Here is a 20551-nt window from a genome sequence, read left to right on the forward strand (position 1 = left end):
GGACGGGGTGCGTCGGCACGGACGGCAGGTATGTCGACATCAAGTATCTTGACATCGAGACGACTCCCCCGGCAGGCTTCCCCCTGATCCATTGATCTCTTGATGTCGAGACATCTCGGAGGGGGAGTGCGATGCGGCGCGGCAAGGGCGGCGGGGAACCGGGCACGTCGAAGGGCGGGCAGGGCCTGCTGGCCCAGCTGCGCAATCCGCCGGGCGGCCGCAACGCGCGGATCATGCTGCTCGCCCTGGCCGTGGACCGGACCGGCTCGGGACTGTGGGCCGCGTCCTCGGTCCTGTATCTCACCTTTGTGACGCATCTGAGTGCCCAACAGATCGGTGTGCTGCTGGGCGTGGCCGGAGTCGCGGGCATCGCGGGCTCACCGCTGGCCGGACGCCTGGCCGGCCGCTTCCCGGTGCGCCCGCTGCTGATCGGCTGTCATCTGCTCCGCCTGGTGACGCTCGTCCTGGTGCTGGTGTGCGGCGGCTTCGACGCGCTGCTGCCCGTTGTCGCCGTCACATACCTGGGTGACAGGGCGGCGAAGACGCTGGAGATGCTGTTCGCCACCAGGACGGCGGGCGAGCGGCGCGCGGCCTACCAGGCACTGTCCCGCAGCGCGGCCAACGCGGGCTACGCCGTCGGCGCGGGCATCGCGGCCATCGGCCTGGCCGTGGGGACCAGTGACGCCTACCGGGCCCTGATCCTGGGCAACGCGCTGTCCTTCGTCGTCGCCGCGGCGCTGGTGTGGCGTACGGAAGGGCCGCGGGAGACCACCGTCGAGGTGGCAGGCCCCGACGGCCCGGCAGCCGGAGCCGGGAAGCAGCCGCCTGTCCGCAGGGCCAACCCGTGGCGGGACCGCGGCTATCTCACGTTCGTGCTGCTGGACATCCCGATGAACCTCGACGACTCGATCCTCAACGTCGGCCTGCCGCTGTGGCTGGTGAACCGCACCTCGGCGCCGCACGCCCTCGTCCCGGCCTTCCTGATCATCAATACCGTGATGGTCGTGGTGCTGCAGATCAGCGTGTCCGCGCGGGCCGAAGGACCGCGCCGGGCCACCCGGGCGGTGCTGCTGTACGGAGCCATGGTGTTCGTGTGCTGCGCGTTCCTGGCCGCGGCCACCCGGGGCGGGACCTGGGCGGCCACGGCCGTCCTGCTCGCCGCGGCGCTGGTGGTCACGCTGGCGGAGCTGATGCGTTCGGTGAGCTCCTGGGAGCTCGCGGTTCTCCTCGCACCCCAGGACGCCCGCGCCGAGTATCTGGGGGTGGCCGGGATGTCCCAGTCCATCCAGAAGTCCGCCGGGCCGCCGCTGTTGACCGGTGCGGTGATGGCCGCAGGACCGGCGGGGTGGCTGGTGCTGGGCGCGGTGGTCGCGGGCCTCTCCGTCCTGCAACGGCGGGCGTGTACGCGACGGCTCCGCACTCTCGCACCACCACCGGCCCCGAAGAGGGCCACCCCCGCGCCGGTCTCCTAGGGGCAGCCCGCAGGGCAGGCCGTCTTGCCTCGCGGTGGGCTATTTCGACCGGTAGCAAGCTGATTCGACGGTGACCTCCAGGAGGTCCGGGGCGTTTCCGACCTTGCTCGCTTTGTGCAGCCGTACGTCGACTGCGAATTCACCCCCCTTGGACTCCGCGACGATCTGCGGGCTCTTGGCCTTACTGCCGTCCACGCCGTCCCGGACGATCTTCCAGCCGTCTTTCGGGAGTTCGACCCGCAGGCGGTCCATGCCCTTTTGCATATCGGCAAAGGGGGCCTTGTAGATGCTCCAGGGGTGACGTGCGCGGTAGACCTCCTCGTCGGAGTCGTAGTCCGAGCAACGCGACGTCATCGCACCCGTCTCCGTGACCTTCCCCTTGACGTCGAGGATTTCGAGAATCCGACTGGATGTCCTCTCGACGCCCGCCTTCACGGTATCGCCGTTCTGTGTCTTCACCGCCGCCTCGTTTCCGTTCGAGCACGCCATCGCCAGCGCGCACGTCGCGATAATGAACCCGAGTTTCGAAATTCGCCTATTCAAGTTGTACCTTGTCATATTGGCCGGCGATGACGGCTGCCTGATTGCGTATGCTGAGAGAGCCATCGTCGAAGAATCCGGTGTGTCCGCCGGAGTCACTCTCCATGATGTTGCCGCCGAAGGCGTCGTCGGTGGGAATGATCCCGTTGTCACCGAGCCCCATCAGCCGACCGCCCTGCCGGACCACCTGATCGTCCCAGGGGGCGCCCATTGCCCACACGTGGTCGGCTCCGACACCCAGGTCCGCCGCGTGATCCGCCTGGACACCAGGACTGCCCGCAAAGACGAAGTCGTTGGCGGCCTCAGGGTCATTCCAACTCCCCGACTGTGCTGAGACGCCGACCACCGTGCTGCCGTAGCTGTGCCCGATGACAGTGGTGTGCGCGCGAGTGCCGTCGGCAGTCTGCTGCGCAGCTCCGTTCCCCTGCAAGAAGTCGTAGAGTCGTGGGCCGCCCTCGTCCGCGTACTGCCCGCGTGTCGCCTCCGGAACGATGCTGTCCGGCGCGTTGTAGTCGAGCCACGTGATGGTGGAGACGTTCTGGCCGGGAGTGAGGCGGTGACTCTCGGCCCAGAGACGTTCGCCACGGCCGAGGTCCCCATGAGTATCCCCGCCGCCGCCGATGGATTCTATGCCTGCGAACGTGCCGGGGACGTAGACGCCTACGTGATCGGCTTTGTCCGGATTCCCGTTGGCGAGGATGACCTTTCCGTCCCCGAGACCGGTGGGATCGAAGCCGAGCAGGTACGCCTCGGGAAGCCCGTCTTTGCCTGTGCGGTCGAAGCGATCCTGGATGGCGTTCATTCCCTTCATCACGCCCTCCATCCTGGCCTTCTTGTCCCCGTACTTGTCCTGCCACTCCCGCCATTCCGGGGTGATCACGGCAGCGGGGTAGCTTCCGCTGGTGTTGGGACCGTACTTGGTCGGCTCTTTCGGGATGGCGTCCAGCTCCAGCTGGTAACTCGCCTTCGTCTCGTTCAGAACCATTCGGTTCGCCTCGTCGCGAATGTCGGACGGGAGGCCGTTCATCGATCCGATGGAATTCGGATGGACGGCCAGATAGTCGGCCCGCTGCTCCGAGGTGAGATTCTTCCACCACTCCGCGTTCTCCTCGGGCGTGGCTTCCTTCGGTGGGGCCTTGATGCTGTCCAGGTACGGGTCAGCGGCCTTGAGCACCCCGCCCCGGTCGGACTTCACGTCCACCCAATCCCGGTCCGAGACCACGAGGTCGTCGTCGGCCTTGAGGGCGCGGAGCTTCGGCGCCCACTTCGCGTCTGCGTCAGTGGCTTCCTTCAAGGCATCTGCTATCCGGTTGGCATAGCCGAGGGCCGCGCCGTAGTGAGGGTTCGGGTGGATGTTCACCGCCTGGCGCTCCAGGGCGTCGGATGTCGGGCTGCCCCCGGCGCCACCGGTCACTGTGCCGCCCTCGGCATCCTTCTCCTCGCCCGGCTTTCTGCCCGCCGGGAAGTTGACCGAACCGTCCGTGTTCACCGTGCAGTGGTTCGCCCGCGCGTCCTCAAGCGCTGCGTCCAGCTTCCTTTTGGCCGCCGCCATATCGAATGCGAAACCGTTCAGCGCGGTGCTCACCAGCCCGCACTCGGTCTGCATGTACTGGAAGTTCTTTGACAACTCGGCCAGCTCCCGAAGGGCGGCCTTCGCCGCCGCGCCCTCGAGTTGGTTCCGTATCCCCGCGGTGATCTGGTTGTCGATGGTGTCCTTGGCTGCATTGGCCATCTCGTCCGTCGTCCGGTACGCGTCCGCGGCACTCTCGAACTCCGACGGCTTGAGCGCTTTCAGCGTCGCAAGATCCATGCGCCCCGATCACTTCTCCTTCGACTGGCCGCCGACGGCCTGGGTGTCCGTGTACTTGTCCTTGATCGCGTCGAGCTCAGACTTCAGCGACTCATCGGTCTTCGACAGGTCATGCCCTGAAGCCTCAAGCAGCCCACCCAGGGACTTGCAGCGCCCGCGCACATTCCTTACGTACTTGCTCCAGGAGGTGTACAACTCCTTCTGCGCCGCCGTGCTCCGGCAGCCGGCTGCGTTGTCCAGCCGCGTCTGCCCGTCTTCAAGTTTCGTCAGCGCGGGCCCCATCGGCTCAGTGAGACCTTTGGTGCCCTCGCCCGCCTTGACCCATGCCCTCTTGTCCGACTTCAGGTCGGCCGAGGCATTGGCCCCGGGTGTACCGCCACCGGAATCGGCCGGATACTGGTTCAACTGCATCTGCGTCGACCGTGTTGCTGCATCGGTCTTGAGTTGTTCCCACTCGTCCCATGCCACCAGTGCATCCTCTCCGTGTCCCCGTACCGCGTGGCCCTGGTCCCGAGTCCCGGGTCGCCCGAGGGCCCAACTTGCGCCATGATCCCTGGACGGTCAAGCGCAATCAAAGGCGCATGCATCGCGCATCTTCGGCAATCAATGCATGGGCATTGGCGACCCATGCTCCGGACGTCTCGGTGAGCTCCGCCCAGCGGTTGGGTGCCGGACATTCTTGTACGCGAATCAGCATCGGTTCTTCCGCCCGTAGCCACCGGGCGGATCGGAGGGGCGCCATGGCTTGGGACGAGAACCGACCCCTTGCACGCAGAAAGTGCCTTCCACTTGGACCGACAGAACCCCTCGACAAGGTTCATCGTCCCAGTTCAGAAGGCACTTTCCTGCTTCCGCCCCACCTTCAGCCTCATCCCGACCGAAACGGCGAGGCCAGGGGCTGCCCCTAACCCTCCAGGAACACCGGATTGGTGAGCGCCGCCAGTGCCCCCGGCAGCCCCGGCACCGTCGCCGGGTGCCGGACCTCGGCCCGCACATAGGCGGCGTAGACCGGCGTCGTACGCCACTCCACCACCCCCGTCCCCGACCCCGGCAGCGTGGCCGTGAACAGCGTGCCCTGGTCGGTGACGAAGTGCGCGGTGCAGCCGGGTGCCCCGGTCACCTCCAGCCGTACGGTGACCGGGGTGTCGTCCCCGTCCACCCGCAGCCGTTCACCGATCCCCGCGTGCAGGCCGCGCCCGCCCGAGGCCCCGAAGGACAGGGTGACGGCGGACGACTCGGTGATGTAGGAGTGCCCGGCCCGGATTCCGGCCGTGATCGCCTCGCGCGACAGCTCGTCGGCGAGGACGACGGTCTGCGGCAGCCCCACCTTGTCCGGCTCCCGGTGCGCGTCGCTGTTGCCCATCGCCGCAACCCACGGCTTCGACGTACGGACGGCCGCCACAAGAGAGTTGTCCCACTCGGCGAGGGCGATCTCGTCCTCCGGGGTGTACGCCCCGTTCCACACCTCCACCGCGTCCGCCTCGCCGAAGCCGAACTTCCAGTGGCAGCCGATGCAGGTGGCGTGCGGATGAGCGGGCACGACCAGACCACCGGCCCGGCGCACGGCTTTCGCATAGTGCCCGAACCGGTTGTCGCGGGCCCGGTAACGCCAGTCGACGAACGTGCCCGGGTCGGTGGCGAGCGCGATCACATGCCCGTTGCGGGTGGTGACCTCCTCGCCCGTGAGAACGAGCAGATCGTCACCCCACAGCCCGTCCCACGCACTGTGCGCGGAGTACGTGTTGTGCTCGCTGCTGTTGATGAAGTCGAGCCCGGCCGCGCGAGCGGCGGCGGCGATCTCGGCTGGGGTGCGCTTGCCGTCCGAGTGGACGGAGTGGAGATGGCAGTCCCCGCGGTACCAGGCGCGCCCGCGCCCCTTCGCCCGCTCCGGCGGGTACACAGGCTTCGGTGTGGACCCGGTGGGCCCGAAGCGCAGGGTGATCGTCACCTCGTACGGGAGCCCTTCCGGGGCGACGGTGTACGGCCCGAGGGCGATGTTCCAGGTCCCTGCCCGTACCGGCCCCGCGATGTAGCCGGGCGTCGCCTCGTCCGCCCGGATGAAGAAGCTGCTCCGCGCCCCGCCGGACCACCCCCGGAACCCGCGCCCGCCCAGCTCCGTGCCGCGCTCGTCGAAGATGCCGATGTCGAGGGCGTTGCCCTGGGTCCCGGCCGGGACGGGCGTCTTCTCGTACGTGTACGAGACGACGATCTCCCGTACCCCGCGCGGTACTTCGACCGGCAGATACACATAGTCGGGCGACCCGGTCGGCAGAGTGCCGCGCACGGTCCTGGTCCGGTCCGGGGCGTCGTCCCCGGTCGCGGCGTCGGCGAAGCTCACAGTGCCCAACGTCAGAGCGGTGGCGGCCGTACCGACGAGAAGGCCGCGCCTGGCCATCGGCCGGCCGTGGGCGGATTGCGATGCGGACATACGAGTGGCTCCCCGGGGTGTCGTGGCTGGCGAGGGGTGACGTACCCGACCCTGGCCGGGAGCCATGAACTCCGGGGAAACGGCGGGAGGCATGACCGGGGACCGAACTCCCGGACGCTCGGCTTTTCCGCACCGCACGGCATACGTTGAGGCCCTCAGCGGATCACGACGGAGGTTTCCTCATATGCGGATCGCCACAACGATCTTCCTCACCGATGAGACGATCACGCCGCTGCGGCTCGCCCGCGAGCTCGAACAGCGCGGGTTCGCCGGGCTCTACCTGCCCGAGCACACCCACATCCCGGCGAGCAGGGACACCCCCTACCCGGCGGGCGGCGAACTCCCGCCCGAGTACGGCCGCACCCTCGACCCCTTCGTCGCCCTCGCCCAGGCCGCCGCCGTCACCGAACGCCTCGCCCTCGGCACCGGCATCACGCTCGTCGCCCAGCACGACCCGATCGACCTGGCGAAGCAGATCGCCACCCTCGACCATCTTTCAGGCGGCCGCTTCACGCTGGGCCTCGGCTACGGCTGGAACATCGAGGAAGCCGCGGACCACGGCGTGAACTGGTCGACGCGCCGGGACCTCGTCCGCGACCGCATGGCCCTGATGCGCGCCCTGTGGTCGGACGAACCGACGGCGTACGACGGCGAGTTCGGCTCGGTCCGGGCCAGCCACGCGTACCCGAAGCCGGTCCAGGCGCCCCGCGGCCCGGTGAACGGCCCCCGCACCCTGATCGGCGGCGCGGCAGGCCCGAAGCTGTTCGCGCACATCGCCCAGTACGCCGACGGCTGGCTCCCGATCGGCGGCCGCGGCCTGACGGAGTCCGTACCGAAGCTGCGCGAGGCGTGGGAGTCGGCCGGCCGCGACCCGAAGCAGCTCCAGGTGGTTCCCTACGCGGTACTCCCGAGCCCGGGGAAGCTGGCGCACTATGCGGACCTGAGCATCGAGGAGGTCGTCCTGCAACTGCCTCCGGCCGGAGAGGCGGAGGTACTGCGGGTGCTGGACGCGTACGCGGAGTATCTGTAGCCGCAGCGGGGCAGTACCCAGGCACACGACGAGCCGGACGCAATCCGGCTGTGCCCGGGACCGGAGTGGCGTTCGAGGTACCGGGGCCGGACGGAGTGGTGGACAGTGCGGCCCGCTTCGACGGCACCGCAAACGCCTATCTCGACGCCGGGGCAGCCATCGCCGACACCGGGCGGAACTTCACCGCGAGTGCCTGGGTCAGGCCCGCGGCGCTGGACCGGAACACGGCAGTGCTCATCGGTGACTCGTCGGCGGGCCGTTCTCCGGCCCGCCGCGAGGTCACTTCACCGTGACGGCGTCGCCGGTGGAGACGACCTTCATGGTCGTGGTCGTACCGAGGAATGCCCAGCGCCAGCTGCCCGAAGCGGTGGCCTTCACCGTCGTGCGGAGGTGGCCCTTGCTGTCGGTGGTCGCCGTCTTCACGGTGCTGTACGTGCCGCCGGGCTTCTTGTACTGCAGCTTCACCACCTGCTTGGTGAACGCGTGGTACTTGAGGTCCGTCCAGTTGGCCCGCGACAGCTTTCCGGTGACGGTCAGCGTGCCCCCCTTCCTGACCGGCTCGGGCGTGGCGTCCGTGGTCAGGGTCGCGGCGCGCTTGACCTTGAACAAGGCGATGCGGTCGGAGATCCAGTAGTCGCGGTCATTCGCCTGGACCGTGGCGTTGACCTGCCAGGTCCCCGCGACCGAGTTGGCGTCCCAGCCCTCGTTGCCGCTTCCGTAGAAGTCGATCCACGTCGGGTCGATCTGCATCGTCGCGGTGCACACGGACGTTGTGGTGCTGACCTTCTTGCACGTCGTACCGAGATGGTCGACCGGCCCGTAGCCATTGGTCGCGTTGAACGCGGACACATCGGCGACCCCCTTCACCCCCGAGTTGTCCTTGATCGTCATGGTGATCTGGAACCGCTTGGCGTTCTTGACCCCGACGATCACGCTGCCGCCACCGTTCACGACGGTCTTGGTGACCCGGATGTCGCCCCGCCCCTCCGCGTGAGCGGCCGGCGCCACCGCGATTCCGGTGGCCACTGCCGCCACCACGGAAGCCGCAGCCATTCTTCTGCGCATGTCCCACCCCTGTTCTCCCCGCCTCGTGGCAGGGGGAGAACAGGGTAGCGGCCACCCCGACCCGCCCTACGCGTAACGGACTTGAGGTGGCCGGCCGTCAGATCTCCGACAAGAGCGTCGGCAGTTTGCGCATGTCGTCGAAGACCACGGTGTCCGGGCCCTCCAGCCAGTGCGCCGGGGTCAGCCCGCCCGCGTAGCCGAGTGACCGCATTCCGGCCGAACGGGCGGCCTGGACCCCGTACTTGCTGTCCTCGACGACGACGCAGGCCGACGGATCCACGCCCATCTGCCGGGCCGCGTGGAGGAAGAGATCGGGGGCGGGCTTGCCGTTTGCGACCTCGCTCGCACTGAAGATGCGGCCCTCGAAGTGGGAGTGGAGTCCGGTGTGGCCGAGGGTGTGGCGCATCTTTTCGTGGCTGCCGCTCGATGCCACACAGGTGGGGAGCGTGAGGGCGGCCAGCGCCTCGTGGATGCCGTCGACCGCGACGAGTTCGGAGTCCACGGCGGCACGGTGGAGGTCCTCGAAGCGCTGCTGCCAGACGGCGGACTTGCCGGGCAGGTGGTCCTCGATCAGCGCGCCGATGGACTTGTTCGACCGGCCCACGAACTTCTCGATGACCTCTTCCGCCGTCAGCGGCCACCCCAGTTCGGCGCCCACTTCGATCTGGATGCGCACGGCGATGCGTTCGCTGTCGACGAGTACGCCGTCGCAGTCGAATATGACGAGTTCAGGAGGAGTGCTCATCCGGCCAGGATAAAGAAGCCTGCACTTCGACAAAGGCGGGATGAGCCCGGCGGCGCGGGCAGGGATGGCGCTCGGCATCGTCCGCATCGGGCACGAGTGCCGTGTGAGGGGGTGTCATGCAAAGCATCCATCGGTCCAGGTGGGCAACTACCGGTGCATCGGCGGCCGGACGGCCGTGAAGTCTTCTCGGCGAGGCCGGGGCGAGCCTGCCGATGACGGCCGCCATGGTGGAACCCTGTGTTTCCCCAAGGACGCAGCCGGCTTCGTCTCATGGCTGTGACGATCGCGACGGCTGTCTATCCGTGGTCTGGGCTTGGTTGGGCGGTGTCGTTCGAGGTTGTTTCGGGTTTGGTGTGGAGGACTTCGCGGGCCTGTTCAGCGGCGCGGGTGATGCTTTCGCTGATGAAGTCGAGGAAGCGGGCGATGTTCTCCAGGCGGGTGGCGGCGGGGGTGTGGGGGCCGAGGATGGCGACGCCTTGGCGTGCGGTTTCGACGAGCTGGTCGTTGGATCGGGCGCTGGCGATCGTCGCCTGGTAGAAGAGTTCGTCGTCGACGACGTAGCGGTCGCGGCGGCGTTCGTCGCGTTCTCGGCGGACGAGGCTCTGGCTCTCCAGGAAGGCGATCGCTTTGGAGATGGACGCCGGGCTGACCTGGAGGCGCTGGGCGAGTTGGGACGCGGTGAGGCTGCCCGCGTCGGTGGTGAACAGGCAGGTCAGCACCCGGGCCGTCATCTTGGTCAGGCCCGAAGCCATGAGGACGGTGGTGAACGTCTCCTCGTACTCGGCCACGGCCTCGGCGTCGCGTCCGTGCGGCTGGGGGACCGACTCCGGCCCTCGGGAGGAGGCGGGCCTGCGCCGGTGGGCGCGGCGTTCGGTGGCGCGGTGGGCCAGGTCGGCGCGGTAGGCGGTGGGGCCGCCGTTGCGCATCACCTCACGCGTGATTGTCGAGGTCGGACGGTCGAGGCGTCGGGCGATCTCGGCGTAGGGGAGGCTGTCGGCCAGCCCCAGCGCGATCTGCTGACGTTCCTGCTGGGTGAGCCTGCCTCCCGGCATCGCGATCTCCTTGGTGATCCTTCGTGGCGGTCCCTGAGCCCCCCCACTATAGCGTTCACTTCTCATCCATTGCAATGATCAGAGCAATTGTCGTTGCGTTGTCCTCCAGGCCGTTGCAACAGTTTATCTACTCTGACCTGCATGAATATCGAGCCTGTGCAACAGATGTGTTGTCAGGGTTTGGAAAGCAACGTAGCGTTTCCGGTGTCAGAAACAATGAACGAGCACGGGAGAGCACGATGCAGAAGTTCGACACCCCCGCCCCCATCTCCGCCGTCCTGGACATCCCCGCCGGACGCATCCAGTTCATCGCCGCAGACCGCGCCGACACCACCGTCGAGGTCCTGCCCGCCGACCCCTCCAAGAGCCGCGACACCAAGGCCGCTGAGCAGACCACCGTCGCCTACGCCGACGGCGTCCTGCGGATCACGGCCTCGACCCCCAACAGCCAGCTCTCCGGCCCCTCCGGATCCCTGGAGGTCACCGTCCAGCTGCCCGCCGACTCCCGCATCGAGGCCAAGGCCGCCAGTGCCGAGCTCCGCGGCGTCGGACGCCTCGGCGACGTCGCCTTCGAAGGCGCGTACCGCCAGATCAAGATCGACGAGGCCGCGAGCGTCCGCCTCGCTGCGATCGACGGCGACATCGAGGTCGGCCGGCTCAACGGCCCCGCGGAGATCAGCACCGCAAGGGGCGACATCCGGATCGCCGAGGCCGTGCGCGGCACGGTCGTGCTCCGCACCGAGTCCGGCGACATTTCGGTCGCCGCCGCCGCCGGTGTCTCGGCCGCCCTGGACGCCGGCACCGACTACGGCCGCGTCAGCAACGCCCTCAAGAACGATGGCACCGCCGAACTCGACATCCGCGCCACCACCTCCCGCGGCGACATCACCGCCCGCAGCCTCTGAAGGAGCAGAACCAGGACTATCCGGCCGGGCCCACCGCGATCGAGATCCTCTCGGTCGTCGCCGAGGACGCGGCCGTCCGTCCCGAGGGACCCGCGATCCACGGGTGTTCCGGAGCACGACTGCGTTGATGGCCGGGCCGAGCGCGCCGAGCCGATCCTCCATTCCGTCGCGGTACGCCCGGTGGATGGTGCCGCGCTTGCCGTGGCACACGTCGCGGGCCGGCTTGTGGCGGGACTCTTGCGCGGTGAGCTGGCGGTTGCTTCGCGGCCGGCCCGGCCTCCGCGAGGCGTTCGGCAAGCTGCTCCCTAGCGGGGGACGAAGCGGTCGACCAGGAGCGCGAGGCGGTCGGGGACCCGGTCGGCGGGCAGGCGTCCGGCGCGGGTGAGGGTGACCAGTCCGTGCAGAGCGGCCCAGAACGTCTCGACGAACAACCCCGGTTCATCGGGGTGTGCGTGGTCGACGAGCGGGTCCAGCAGGGCCTGGAACGCCTCGCGCAGTGGAGCGGGCGTGGCATCGTCGGCGAAGGGGAGGCCGTTGTCGAGGCTGAACATCGCGTCGTACAGGGCGTGGTTGCGCGCGGCGAAGTCGGTGTAGGCGCGGGCCAGTGCGGCCACCGCCTCCCGGTCGGCGGGCCCCTCCGGCACCGCGGCGCGCAGCGCGGTCGTCAGCTCGGCGAACCCCTCCAGCGCGACCGCTGCCACGATCTCGTTCTTGCCCCGGAAGTGGCTGTAGAGCACGGGCTGGCTGTACTCGATCCGCTCGGCGAGCCGGCGCGTGGTGACGGCGTCCCAGCCGTGGGCCTCGGCGAGTTCGCGGGTCGTGGAGACGATCAGTCTGTGGCGGTTGGCCCGCTTGCGTTCGTGTACTGACATGACTCGATGCTAGCGCCGCTAGACAATCGAGCGATGGCATGTCTAGCATTGCGTCAGAACCTAGCGCCGCTAGGTCAGCCTTTGGGGCGTGGAGTTCGCGGTGGCGGTGTTCGTGAACCCGATCCTCGACCGGCTTCCGAACGACGGCGGGGTCGAAGCCCGCAGCGACGGGGCGCGTGTCCTGGGCCGGGTGATGCCGTTCTGGTACATCGGCTCGGTCGTTCTCGGCGCGGTGTGGTCCACGCTGACGTGGGGCGACGCGGGCGCGTCGCTCGTCGCCGCGGGCGCAGCGCTGCTCGTGGTGAGCGTGGTGATGTCGATCCTGCTGCTCGTGCCGATCAACTCACGCGTCGCGAGCTGGTCACAGGAAGGCGTGCCCGCGGACTGGAAGCAGCAGGTGGGGCGTTGGGACCGGTTCCACTACGTCCGTGTGGGCGTCATCGTGCTCGCCTTCACGCTGTTCGCCGTGGCCCTCGTCTAGGGGCGTCGTTTCCGGGAGCACGACCGCCGGCCCGCCCCTCGGCAGGATGCTGTTGGCGCATTCGAGGCCTGGCGTGACGTCGGTCTCCAAGACCCGGTTGTGGTCCTGGAGACCGACGTTGTCGTTCGGGGCGGGGGTACGGGGCGCCGAGGGCGGCCGCAGGCTGCCCCTCTCAGGGGCGCGGGGCCCACCCGGGGCATCCCGTCACCGCGTTCCAGGGAGTAGTTGTTCTCGCAGGTCAGACCCCATATCAGCGTCCCAGCATCCCGGATCTCCCGCTCCCGCTTGTCCCCGCGATCCTGGAACGGATTGTCTGTTGCCGAGCCGGACGGAGAACGCCGACCGGCCGCGAATCGCCACCACGCACACCACGGGGGAACCCATGAAGCTCAGTCACACCAGCGCGACGTTCCTCGCCGGCCTCACGCTGGTCAGCGCCCTCGCTCTGACCGCCTGCAACGGCAACGACGGCAGTACGGACGCGGTGCCCGCCGGCTCCTCTTCCAGCGCCTCGACGGGTGGGAACGGCGGCTCCGGCAGTGGCGAATCGGACCAGGGCTCCAGCGGCAGCAGCAAGGGAAGCGGCACCGGAAACAGCAGCAGCGGCGGCAACAGCAAGGAAAGCGGCAACGGAGGCACCGCCGCCGGCACCGGCTCCAACAAGCAGTCGGTCGGCATCTGCCGCAGCGACGAGCTGGAGATCAGCGCCGCCGACAACACGACCGACAAGGAGGAGGGCGTCGTCACCGTCCAGTTCAAGAACGGCGGCGGCCGCGACTGCACCATCAGCGGCTTCGCCGGCGTCGACCTGAAGACGGCATCGGGCGACACCATGTCCGCGGAACGCAACGGCGACAAGCCCCGCCCCGACGTCCTCAAGGACGGCGAGTCCGCCGCCTTCAACATCACCTTCCCGGTCAACAACACCGGCGGCTCCGGCGTGCGCGTGTCCAAGATCCTGGTGACTCCGCCGAACGAGACGAAGACCGTCACCATCGCCTGGCCCGCGGGCTCCCTCCCGGCCGACAACCCGGACTCCCAGAGCCGGCCGATCCGGATCAGCCCGCTCGGCAAGGTCAGCGACTCCCCCGCGGGCTGACACACGCGAGTGCCCCCTGCGGCCAGGGAAACGCCCTGGCCGGGGGCACCGGGAGCTCACCGCGTTGCGCAGAGTGCTGGACTTCCTGCCACGGCAATCCAGCAGGGGGGTGGGGGCCGGCGGGCCTCAGCGAAGGCGTGAGGAGGACAGGATCGAGGCCAGGTGAGCCACGACCATGACCCAGGTGATGGCCGCGATGGCCAGCACCGTGACCTGGGTCGCCTCGATGCTGCCCATGAACAGGTCGACCACGGCAACCGCCAGCAGGACGAGGGAGGCCTCGATGCCGTTGGTGATCCGATGGATCTTGAAGGCCGACGCCAGCCGTCGCGCCGAGGCGAGCCCCGCCGACCGCGGCCGGGTCGCCTCGTCGTCGGCGAGCGGCAGACCGCGGCGGTAGCGTGCGACATCCACCAGGTCGGTGGACGCCTTCAGCAGGACGACTCCGAGTGCCGCCGCGAGTCCCACCGACACCCAGAGGTCCGAGGAGCCGCGCGCCGCCCGGAAGCCGGCCCCGATCATGAGCGCCGCGTCCGCCAGGTAGGCCCCGAGCCGGTCGACGTAGATGCCCGTCGCACTGTTCTGCCCCTTCCAGCGCGCCACTTCGCCGTCCACACAGTCGAAGAGCAGGAACAGCTGGAAGAGCACCGCCGCGAGCACGGCCCCGGTCAGGCCGGGTATGAGGAGCGCGAAGCCGGACGCCACCCCGCACACCACCATCGTCCAGGTGAGCTGATCGGGCGTCACGCGCGTACGCACCAGCTGCCGGGTGGTCCGCAGGGAGATCCGCCGCATGTACAGGCGGCCCGCCCAGTGCTCCCCGTTACGGCTCTGAAGCTTCGCGTTCGGCTGACAGACCTCACGCAGCTCTGCCAATGCCGGAGCACTCGTCATGACGTTCCTTCACCCACCTGTCCCGTGGCCCAGCAGTGATCACCACAGGGTAGAGACCCCACTTGTTCAGGCCGACAGGAGGTGCGGCTCGTCGGCTGTGCAGTCGTGGCAGTTGCCTGGGACGGGGGAGCGGAAGGCGCGGTCGCAGCGGTCGCAGTTCTGGAGCGGGGCGGGCTGGTAGGCGGGAGTGATCGGAGGTGGGAGGAGGGCGATGAGGCGGTGCCTCAAGAATTTGGCCGGGAATCTGAGGGGCTGGGGGAGGTCGTTGGTGAGGGCCTGGCGGACGGCGGCGGGCGTGGTGCCGCGTTCGAACCAGGTGGCGACGGCGGGGGCGAGGTGGCGGATTTCGCGTTCGGTGAGGGTGATGTGGGGTGTGTGGCGGTGGAGGTCGGTGAGGAGCGCGGTGGCGGCGTGGAGGAGTTGGGGGAGGGGTTCGGTGGGTTGGGGGAGTGGCGGGTGCGGGGGCTTGGGTGCGGTGGGGGCGGGGACGTAGGGGGATGCGGGGGTTACGGCTGTGGGGGCCGGTGCGGGTGTCTCGGGGGTCGGTGGTGCGGGAGTGACAACCGGTGCCAGGGCGGGGGCCGGGGCAGCGACCGGGGCTGGGTGAATGGGTTTGGGGCGCCGTCTGGGGGCCGGGACGAGGTGGGCGTCGGTGGAGCCCGGTTGGTTGTACGAGCAGGTGCGGGTGACGACGCGGCCGTTGGGGAGGCGTTCGCGGGTGCGGCGCAGGTAGCCGTGGACTTCCAGTTCGCGCAGTGCTGCGGCGATGCGGGCCTCGCTGTCCGGGAAGCGTTCGGTGAGGGGTTTGATCCCGACCTTCGTCCCGGCGGGGAGCGACTGGATGTGGGTGGCGAGGCCGATCGCGAGGAGGGAGAGCTCATGGTGCTGGGCGAGGTGGTTGCCGACGACCGTGAAGTGGCTGGTGTGGCGGGAGTTGATGTGTACGACACCGGATGACGGCGTGGCGTCCCCGCGAACGGGAGACGCGGCGCGCGAGGGCGCGCTAACCTGCTGGGTATCCATCGGGAAGCGTTCTCTTCCTCGGTGGTCAGGCCCTCGATCGGGATTGCGAGTCCCGGCCGGGGGCCGACGCATGTTTGCGGTTGTCGCGGCGAGCATATGCCAGCCAACCGCTCTGAAATCCAGCTCAGTTGGCAAACCTCACCCGTGTGAGTGACGGGCCTTTGGTTGAGGCCGGGGGAGGGGTTTGGTTGGGAAGTTCCTTCTTCCCAAAGCCTTTAAAGCCTTTACGTCGGGGGCCGCCGCGTCGCGGTCGACCGGGTCGCGGCGCACCGGGTCGCGGCTGTCGCGATCCGGTGCGGGACCAGGTGTACCAGGCGGATCGGGCCGCGCTCAGCCCTGGCGCGCGTACGAGACGAAGGCGGACCAGGTGGCGGGGGCGACGTCGAGGTGGGGGCCCTGGACGTTCTTGGAGTCGCGGATGTGGATGGTGGTGGGGCAGGTGGCGACCTCGACGCATTCGCCGCCGCCGCCACTGCTGTAACTGGACTTGCGCCAGTCGTAGGCGACCTCGATGCAGTTGCCGCCTTCGCCGTCGCTGTGGCTGCTCTTGAACCAGTGCAGTTGCTCGGTGTTCATAGCTCTCCCAGCATCTTCTCGATCAGCGTCAGGGACTCCCTCGGGGTGAGAGCCTGCGCTCGGATGATCCCATAGCGCTCGCTGAAGACCCGGACCTCCTCGGAGTCTGTGATCAGCCGTGGATGTCCGTAGAGCTCTGTGTAAACCGCCTGCTGCCGGCCTTTGGGGGTGATCAGGGTGAACGTGCCGCCAATCGCAGGGTGTTCCTCGCGATGCGTCGGCATGACCTGGATCTCCACCGTCCGCAGCCTTCCGATGTGCAAGAGCCGTTGCAGCTGCTCCGTGTGGACGGCTCTGCCTCCGATTGGTCGCCGCAACGGGGTTTCCTCCAGTACGTAGCTGAGGGTCGGCGCAGGCCAGCGCTCGAAGATCTGTTGCCGATCCAACCGGTCTGCGACGCGCTTCTCGATGGTCGCCTCGTCCAGCAATGGGCGGCGCTGTGTGAAGACGGCCCGTGCGTATGCCTCCGTTTGAAGCAGGCCGGGCACGACCTGGGCGCTGTACTCGTGCAACGCAAGCGCATCGGCCTCCACCCGCGCATAGCTGCGGAACCAGTCCGGGTGCCGCGTCCGTGACCGCGACAACGCCTCCCGCACCTCATCGACCGCCGCCGCCAGCACGCCTCCCGCGTTCAGCAACGTGTCGGCACGCCCCAGGAAGTCCGGCTGCGGCGTCCGCACGCCCCGCTCCATCGCGGAGATCAGGTCCTCCCCGCAATGCGCAGCGAGCCCCAGATCCCTCTGGCTCAGGCCCGCGCGTTCCCGTAGCACCTTGATCTGTTTGCCCAGCGCCCTGAACAGGTGCGCCGTCCCGTCCGACTCGGCCGGCCGCTCCGGTCGTTCCTCACGTTCCGCGTTCGCCATCTGCCCCGCACCGCTCTCTGTCCGCCCGGTCACGGCCGACGCCCCGTACAGCCGACCGGGCGTGCCCGTACAGCTGCTCGGCGTCGTGGTGTCACTCCTGGTCAGCGTACGAGCAACCGGACACGCTGAGTCACATGAACGCCGAAATCACCCTTGTGGGCGCCGAGTTCGTCCAGCGGTTCAGCGCCACCCGCCGAGGCGCGCGGCTCGCCCGTCGGCTCGCTGTGCATCAACTCGACGAGTGGGGTGTGCCGTACGGGAGCGAGCTCTCCGACGATGCCGCCGTGATCGTGTCCGAGCTGGCGGCCAACGCGGTGCTGCACGGGCTCGTAGCGGGGCGGGACTTCGAGCTGAGGCTTGTTGCCCTCGCGGGCACGCTCCGGATCGAGGTGTCGGACGCGCTGGGTGAGCGAGGGCCGCAGCAGCGCCGCCTCCGGGCCGACGCGGAGTCCGGTTACGGCCTGTACCTGGTCGAGGCGCTGGCCACGTCCTGGGGAGTCACCGACCGGGTCGTGGGCAAGACGGTCTGGGCCGAGTTACCTGCCGGTCGCCATTGAGGCGGACACGAGACAGGGCCGATGCCCACCGCTCGGGGTCTTCCCGGTGGCAGGTCCGGCCGCCGCTGGTCAGCATGGACACATGTCCCTCGATCATGGAGGCCCCATGTCCATCGCGGTACTCGGAGCGACCGGTGGCCAGGGCGGCGCGGTGGCCGCCGCCCTGCTGGAGGCGGGGCATGCCGTGCGCGCCGTGGTGCGGGATCCCGGCAGCGGGCGGGCCAGGGCGCTGGCGGCGGCCGGAGCGGAGGTCGTCCCCGGGAATCTGTTCGACGCGGGCTCGCTCGCCGAGGCGTTCCTGGGCACGACGGCCGCGTTCGCCGTGACCACGCCGTTCCAGGACGGTCTGGAAGCGGAGGTGGCCCAGGGCGCGGCGATCGTGCGGGCCGCCGAGGACGTCGCACTGCCGCATCTGGTGCTGGCTTCTGTCGCCAGTGCGGACCGCGCCACCGGCATCCCGCACTTCGAGACCAAGGCCAGGACCGAGGAACTGCTCGCAGGCTCCGGGATTCCGGCGACGGTGGTGGCACCGACCTACTTCTACGACAACGCGCTGGGCGCGCTGGACGAGGTCGCCGCCGGCCTCCTCACCATGCCGCTTCCCGGTGACACCCCCCTCCAGCAGGTGGCACGGCAGGACCTGGGCCGTGTCGTGGCCGCGGTCGTGGCCGATCCGGACCGATGGATCGGGCAGCGGATCGAGGTGGCGGGCGACGATCCCACGCCGGTCCGGATGGCCGAGGAGATCGGACGGGCCGCGGGCGGCACGGTCGCGTTCCGGCAGACGCCGCTGGCGGACCTGTGCACCACCAGCCCCGACATGTTCGCCATGTACAGCTTTCTGGCGGACACCGGTTACCAGGTGGACCTGGAGGCGTTGCGGAGGCAGTTCCCCACCGTCCCCTGGACTCCGTACGCCGCATGGGTGGACGCCCAGAAGTGGCCGACGCCCCGCATCAGGACAACGTGACACCTGGGCCCGTGATGTCACGTCGTACGTCGGCCCCTGCCCGAGCCGGGCGGCTCGGGCAGGGGCGCATCTGTGTCACAGCGCGAGCAGTGCTCGCACGGGGACGACGGTGTCGGACAGAGGACGTACGGCCATGCGCATCAGCGCCAGGGCGTTGTCGTCCCCCGCGATGCGGTTGGCGCTGAGCTCACCGCAGGTCAGGCACTCGTGGATGATCGTCCATTCCCCGTCCTGCCGGACGGACAGGCTGAGCGCCGTCATCCGCCCGCGGCAGTCGGCGGCCCGGTCTCCCGGAATCCGCAGATCGACGTGGAGGCTGGTCAGGCAGTGCGGGCAGTGGTTGCGGTGGGCGGTGCCCGGTGCGATCAGCGGCACGTCGAGCCGACAGCCGACGCAGCGGAACGCGTCGCCGTGGGCGCCGCCCGGTCCGTGCAGGACATCCTTTCGTTTCTGTGGGCGGTGCGTTGATCGCCGGGGTCTACGCCGCGGCATGTCGGGTTCTCCGTCCTGTCCTCGGTCGTCGTCGGCGGCTCACAGGTCACCGAACGCTTCGAGCGGGAAGGGCGGTTGGGCCAGTGGACGTACGGCCATCCGCATCAGGATCAGCTGGTTGTCGTCCCCGCAGACCGGGTTGGAGGTCAGCTCGTCGCAGCGGGTGCAGCGGTGGATGACCATCCAGCCACCGGTACGGAGCACCGCGATGGAGATCGGGGTCATACGCGCCCCGCAGTCGGACGGTCCGCCCTCGACGTGGTCGAGGCAGTGCTGCGAGTGCAGGCAGCTGGGGCAGTGGTTGCGACGGCTGCCGTCGGGCGCGAGTGTGGCGACGGTCAGCCCGCACCACAGGCACGTGAAGGTGTCGGTCCTCAGATAGGCGCCGGCGCCGTTGGCGGAGGACTTGGCCGAATGGTTCTTGGGGTTGTCGGTGGACACCCGGTTTTCTCCTTGCCGAAGAGGATGAGCAATGCAGCAGGGAAGTACCGAGCAGCCCTCGGGGGCATGGGCCTCGGAGGCATGGTGCGCCGGCCGGGGATCACGTACTGACGAGAAGGAAACGCGTGCCGGTCAGCGGACGCGTGTCAGCGCGATGCCGCGGGCGTGCGCATGCACGCAGCTCCGATTGCCCCTGCGCGGTTGGAGGCGCGACGAGGGAAGCTCGGAACTACTGGCCGGGGCATACATCAACTTCTTTCCAGGGCAGGCGCCCATGGTTCGGCGACGGTCGACACCGTGGTCGAGGTGACCGTAACAATGCGCCCGGGCCGGATCCAGCGATTATCGGGCCGAGCGGATACGGGTGGAGTGGCCCGGCCCAGGACGAGGACGAGGACGCGGCGCGGCCGATGGCCGTGTCACGAATGATGTCCGCTCACGCGGGCGACGATCCCGTCCTCAATTGCCGGACGGGGTGGATTCGCGGACCTCGGCAACCAGTGCCGGGAGTTCCGTCAGCGCGTTGATGCGCCAGTCCGCCGTCTCCACCACGTCCGGATGGTCAGCCCACCAGTGCCCGTACGCACCGCGGCGCAGATGCGCCGAGCGCAGGCCGAAGGACTTGGCCGGGAAAAGGTCGTTGGCCGGGTGGTCGCCCACGTACAGGGTGCGCTCCGGAGCGGCCCCCGACACCTCCAGTACGCGTGCGAAGAACGCTGGGTCCGGTTTGGTCACGCCCCACTCGTCCGAGGTGACGACCAGGTCCGCGGGCAGGTCCAGGGCCCGCAGCAGCTCCCCGGCCCGTACCGTCTGATTGCCCGCCACCACCACCCGCACCCCCAGCGTGCGCAGCTCCGCGAGGGCGGGGCGGACGTCGGGGTAGAGGTCCGTCTCGTCGAGATGCTCACCGCGTCCGGCCGCCGCACGCGCCAGGTACGCCTCCCTGACGTCCATGCCGGGGCGCAGGATGCGCAGCGCGTCGGCGCTGTCGCGGCCCTGGGTGACCGCCGCGCCGACCAACGCACTGAGCGTGTGCGGTGGAACGCCGAGCCAGTTCGCCCAGGACGCCCAGTAGCGGTCGTCGCGTACGAGTGTTTCGCCGATGTCGAAGACGATCGTTTCCATCACCGTCCCGAGCCTACGGCCCCCGACCGCTCCAGCGGCCCAGGCGCCAGGGTCGGGCTTTCGGTCCCGCCGGTCCCACGGAGTCCCTGGTCCGGGGCGCGCGCCTCGCTC

General features: G+C 69.1%; 23 protein-coding genes and 1 pseudogene. 8 read left to right on the forward strand and 16 right to left on the reverse strand.

Going from position 1 to position 20551, the window contains the following annotated elements:
- The first annotated feature begins 131 nt into the window (after positions 1-131).
- The gene (locus OG609_RS23555; RefSeq protein WP_327274635.1) at positions 132-1472 is read left to right on the forward strand and encodes an MFS transporter; all 1341 of its coding nucleotides are present in this window, start codon (positions 132-134) and stop codon (positions 1470-1472) included.
- Between the two features lie 39 nt (positions 1473-1511).
- Here the strand turns inward: OG609_RS23555 and OG609_RS23560 are convergent, their stop codons facing one another.
- The 4 genes from OG609_RS23560 to OG609_RS23575 all read right to left on the reverse strand — a co-directional run bounded on the left by OG609_RS23560 (position 1512) and on the right by OG609_RS23575 (position 6217).
- Positions 1512-2030: a hypothetical protein gene (locus tag OG609_RS23560; protein WP_327274636.1), complete on the reverse strand. Its 519-nt coding sequence runs from the start codon at positions 2028-2030 to the stop codon at positions 1512-1514.
- Positions 2008-3822 carry an alpha/beta hydrolase gene (locus OG609_RS23565; RefSeq protein ID WP_327274637.1) on the reverse strand — a complete coding sequence of 605 codons (1815 nt, stop codon included), beginning with the start codon at positions 3820-3822 and terminating at the stop codon, positions 2008-2010. The genes OG609_RS23560 and OG609_RS23565 overlap by 23 nt, the downstream gene beginning before the upstream one ends.
- A gap of 9 nt (positions 3823-3831) precedes the next feature.
- A complete protein-coding gene (locus OG609_RS23570; RefSeq protein WP_327274638.1) occupies positions 3832-4290 on the reverse strand; it encodes a hypothetical protein in 459 nt (152 codons plus the stop codon).
- A gap of 436 nt (positions 4291-4726) precedes the next feature.
- A complete protein-coding gene (locus OG609_RS23575; RefSeq protein WP_442818082.1) occupies positions 4727-6217 on the reverse strand; it encodes a CehA/McbA family metallohydrolase in 1491 nt (496 codons plus the stop codon).
- Positions 6218-6434: 217 nt separating this feature from the next.
- On the opposite strand from OG609_RS23575, the gene OG609_RS23580 reads away from it, so the two are divergent.
- Together OG609_RS23580 and OG609_RS23585 are read left to right on the forward strand one after the other, a co-directional pair.
- Positions 6435-7280 (forward strand): LLM class F420-dependent oxidoreductase, encoded by an 846-nt coding sequence (locus OG609_RS23580; protein WP_327274640.1) that lies wholly within the window; start codon positions 6435-6437, stop codon positions 7278-7280.
- A gap of 50 nt (positions 7281-7330) precedes the next feature.
- On the forward strand, positions 7331-7573 hold the full coding sequence (locus tag OG609_RS23585) for a hypothetical protein (protein WP_327274641.1): 243 nt from the start codon (positions 7331-7333) through the stop codon (positions 7571-7573).
- On the opposite strand, the gene OG609_RS23590 is transcribed toward OG609_RS23585, so the two are convergent.
- From OG609_RS23590 to OG609_RS46265, 3 genes are all read right to left on the reverse strand, one after another.
- Entirely contained in the window at positions 7560-8345 is a 786-nt protein-coding gene (locus OG609_RS23590) for a hypothetical protein (RefSeq protein ID WP_327274642.1), read from the reverse strand. The two genes, OG609_RS23585 and OG609_RS23590, sit on opposite strands and share 14 nt — an antisense overlap.
- A gap of 97 nt (positions 8346-8442) precedes the next feature.
- Positions 8443-9090 carry an HAD family hydrolase gene (locus OG609_RS23595; protein WP_327274643.1) on the reverse strand — a complete coding sequence of 216 codons (648 nt, stop codon included), beginning with the start codon at positions 9088-9090 and terminating at the stop codon, positions 8443-8445.
- 296 nt (positions 9091-9386) lie between these two features.
- Positions 9387-10142: a helix-turn-helix domain-containing protein gene (locus tag OG609_RS46265; RefSeq protein ID WP_390099236.1), complete on the reverse strand. Its 756-nt coding sequence runs from the start codon at positions 10140-10142 to the stop codon at positions 9387-9389.
- A gap of 239 nt (positions 10143-10381) precedes the next feature.
- Here OG609_RS46265 and OG609_RS23610 point away from each other — a divergent pair, with 239 nt between their 5' ends.
- The gene (locus OG609_RS23610; protein ID WP_327274644.1) at positions 10382-11047 is read left to right on the forward strand and encodes a DUF4097 family beta strand repeat-containing protein; all 666 of its coding nucleotides are present in this window, start codon (positions 10382-10384) and stop codon (positions 11045-11047) included.
- Positions 11048-11146: 99 nt separating this feature from the next.
- Here the strand turns inward: OG609_RS23610 and OG609_RS46270 are convergent.
- Positions 11147-11317: pseudogene (locus OG609_RS46270) on the reverse strand (Tn3 family transposase); the annotation flags it as partial.
- A 35-nt stretch (positions 11318-11352) separates the two neighbouring features.
- On the reverse strand, positions 11353-11919 hold the full coding sequence (locus tag OG609_RS23620) for a TetR/AcrR family transcriptional regulator (RefSeq protein WP_327274645.1): 567 nt from the start codon (positions 11917-11919) through the stop codon (positions 11353-11355).
- 88 nt (positions 11920-12007) lie between these two features.
- Between OG609_RS23620 and OG609_RS23625 the strand changes: the two genes are divergently transcribed.
- Both OG609_RS23625 and OG609_RS23630 read left to right on the forward strand, forming a co-directional pair.
- Positions 12008-12400, forward strand: a complete 393-nt coding sequence (locus tag OG609_RS23625) for a DUF1772 domain-containing protein (RefSeq protein ID WP_327274646.1) — start codon at positions 12008-12010, stop codon at positions 12398-12400.
- 382 nt (positions 12401-12782) lie between these two features.
- Positions 12783-13499: a DUF4232 domain-containing protein gene (locus OG609_RS23630; RefSeq protein ID WP_327274647.1), complete on the forward strand. Its 717-nt coding sequence runs from the start codon at positions 12783-12785 to the stop codon at positions 13497-13499.
- Between the two features lie 126 nt (positions 13500-13625).
- Here the strand turns inward: OG609_RS23630 and OG609_RS23635 are convergent, their stop codons facing one another.
- The 4 genes from OG609_RS23635 to OG609_RS23650 all read right to left on the reverse strand — a co-directional run bounded on the left by OG609_RS23635 (position 13626) and on the right by OG609_RS23650 (position 16855).
- Complete coding sequence (locus OG609_RS23635) at positions 13626-14393, reverse strand: CDP-alcohol phosphatidyltransferase family protein (protein WP_327274648.1); 768 nt, start codon at positions 14391-14393, stop codon at positions 13626-13628.
- Positions 14394-14459: 66 nt separating this feature from the next.
- Positions 14460-15416 carry a helix-turn-helix domain-containing protein gene (locus OG609_RS23640; protein ID WP_327274649.1) on the reverse strand — a complete coding sequence of 319 codons (957 nt, stop codon included), beginning with the start codon at positions 15414-15416 and terminating at the stop codon, positions 14460-14462.
- A gap of 330 nt (positions 15417-15746) precedes the next feature.
- Positions 15747-15992 carry a DUF397 domain-containing protein gene (locus OG609_RS23645; protein WP_327274650.1) on the reverse strand — a complete coding sequence of 82 codons (246 nt, stop codon included), beginning with the start codon at positions 15990-15992 and terminating at the stop codon, positions 15747-15749.
- Positions 15989-16855: a helix-turn-helix domain-containing protein gene (locus tag OG609_RS23650; protein WP_327278154.1), complete on the reverse strand. Its 867-nt coding sequence runs from the start codon at positions 16853-16855 to the stop codon at positions 15989-15991. Before OG609_RS23650 ends, OG609_RS23645 begins: the two co-directional genes overlap by 4 nt.
- Positions 16856-16989: 134 nt before the next feature.
- Here OG609_RS23650 and OG609_RS23655 point away from each other — a divergent pair, with 134 nt between their 5' ends.
- On the forward strand, positions 16990-17412 hold the full coding sequence (locus OG609_RS23655) for an ATP-binding protein (protein ID WP_327274651.1): 423 nt from the start codon (positions 16990-16992) through the stop codon (positions 17410-17412).
- Positions 17413-17518: 106 nt separating this feature from the next.
- Complete coding sequence (locus OG609_RS23660; protein WP_327274652.1) at positions 17519-18382, forward strand: NmrA family NAD(P)-binding protein; 864 nt, start codon at positions 17519-17521, stop codon at positions 18380-18382.
- Positions 18383-18457: 75 nt separating this feature from the next.
- Here the strand turns inward: OG609_RS23660 and OG609_RS23665 are convergent, their stop codons facing one another.
- From OG609_RS23665 to OG609_RS23675, 3 genes are all read right to left on the reverse strand, one after another.
- Entirely contained in the window at positions 18458-18874 is a 417-nt protein-coding gene (locus OG609_RS23665; RefSeq protein ID WP_327274653.1) for an RNHCP domain-containing protein, read from the reverse strand.
- A 39-nt stretch (positions 18875-18913) separates the two neighbouring features.
- Positions 18914-19315: an RNHCP domain-containing protein gene (locus OG609_RS23670; RefSeq protein WP_327274654.1), complete on the reverse strand. Its 402-nt coding sequence runs from the start codon at positions 19313-19315 to the stop codon at positions 18914-18916.
- A 459-nt stretch (positions 19316-19774) separates the two neighbouring features.
- Positions 19775-20440, reverse strand: coding sequence for an HAD family hydrolase (locus OG609_RS23675; protein ID WP_327278155.1), 666 nt, complete (start codon positions 20438-20440; stop codon positions 19775-19777).
- Positions 20441-20551: the final 111 nt, after the last annotated feature.

The organism is Streptomyces sp. NBC_01224, assembly GCF_036002945.1.
GTDB lineage: Bacteria > Actinomycetota > Actinomycetes > Streptomycetales > Streptomycetaceae > Streptomyces.

Bases quoted from the DNA above. Each gene is read 5' to 3' on its own strand.
- OG609_RS23555 (WP_327274635.1), top strand. From the start codon at position 132: ATGCGGCGCGGCAAGGGCGGCGGGGAACCGGGCACGTCGAAGGGCGGG.
- OG609_RS23560 (WP_327274636.1), bottom strand. From the start codon at position 2,030: ATGACAAGGTACAACTTGAATAGGCGAATTTCGAAACTCGGGTTCATT.
- OG609_RS23565 (WP_327274637.1), bottom strand. From the start codon at position 3,822: ATGGATCTTGCGACGCTGAAAGCGCTCAAGCCGTCGGAGTTCGAGAGT.
- OG609_RS23575 (WP_442818082.1), bottom strand. From the start codon at position 6,217: ATGGCCAGGCGCGGCCTTCTCGTCGGTACGGCCGCCACCGCTCTGACG.
- OG609_RS23580 (WP_327274640.1), top strand. From the start codon at position 6,435: ATGCGGATCGCCACAACGATCTTCCTCACCGATGAGACGATCACGCCG.
- OG609_RS23590 (WP_327274642.1), bottom strand. From the start codon at position 8,345: ATGCGCAGAAGAATGGCTGCGGCTTCCGTGGTGGCGGCAGTGGCCACC.
- OG609_RS23595 (WP_327274643.1), bottom strand. From the start codon at position 9,090: ATGAGCACTCCTCCTGAACTCGTCATATTCGACTGCGACGGCGTACTC.
- OG609_RS46265 (WP_390099236.1), bottom strand. From the start codon at position 10,142: ATGCCGGGAGGCAGGCTCACCCAGCAGGAACGTCAGCAGATCGCGCTG.
- OG609_RS23610 (WP_327274644.1), top strand. From the start codon at position 10,382: ATGCAGAAGTTCGACACCCCCGCCCCCATCTCCGCCGTCCTGGACATC.
- OG609_RS23620 (WP_327274645.1), bottom strand. From the start codon at position 11,919: ATGTCAGTACACGAACGCAAGCGGGCCAACCGCCACAGACTGATCGTC.
- OG609_RS23630 (WP_327274647.1), top strand. From the start codon at position 12,783: ATGAAGCTCAGTCACACCAGCGCGACGTTCCTCGCCGGCCTCACGCTG.
- OG609_RS23635 (WP_327274648.1), bottom strand. From the start codon at position 14,393: ATGACGAGTGCTCCGGCATTGGCAGAGCTGCGTGAGGTCTGTCAGCCG.
- OG609_RS23640 (WP_327274649.1), bottom strand. From the start codon at position 15,416: ATGGATACCCAGCAGGTTAGCGCGCCCTCGCGCGCCGCGTCTCCCGTT.
- OG609_RS23645 (WP_327274650.1), bottom strand. From the start codon at position 15,992: ATGAACACCGAGCAACTGCACTGGTTCAAGAGCAGCCACAGCGACGGC.
- OG609_RS23650 (WP_327278154.1), bottom strand. From the start codon at position 16,855: ATGGCGAACGCGGAACGTGAGGAACGACCGGAGCGGCCGGCCGAGTCG.
- OG609_RS23655 (WP_327274651.1), top strand. From the start codon at position 16,990: ATGAACGCCGAAATCACCCTTGTGGGCGCCGAGTTCGTCCAGCGGTTC.
- OG609_RS23660 (WP_327274652.1), top strand. From the start codon at position 17,519: ATGTCCATCGCGGTACTCGGAGCGACCGGTGGCCAGGGCGGCGCGGTG.
- OG609_RS23665 (WP_327274653.1), bottom strand. From the start codon at position 18,874: ATGCCGCGGCGTAGACCCCGGCGATCAACGCACCGCCCACAGAAACGA.
- OG609_RS23675 (WP_327278155.1), bottom strand. From the start codon at position 20,440: ATGGAAACGATCGTCTTCGACATCGGCGAAACACTCGTACGCGACGAC.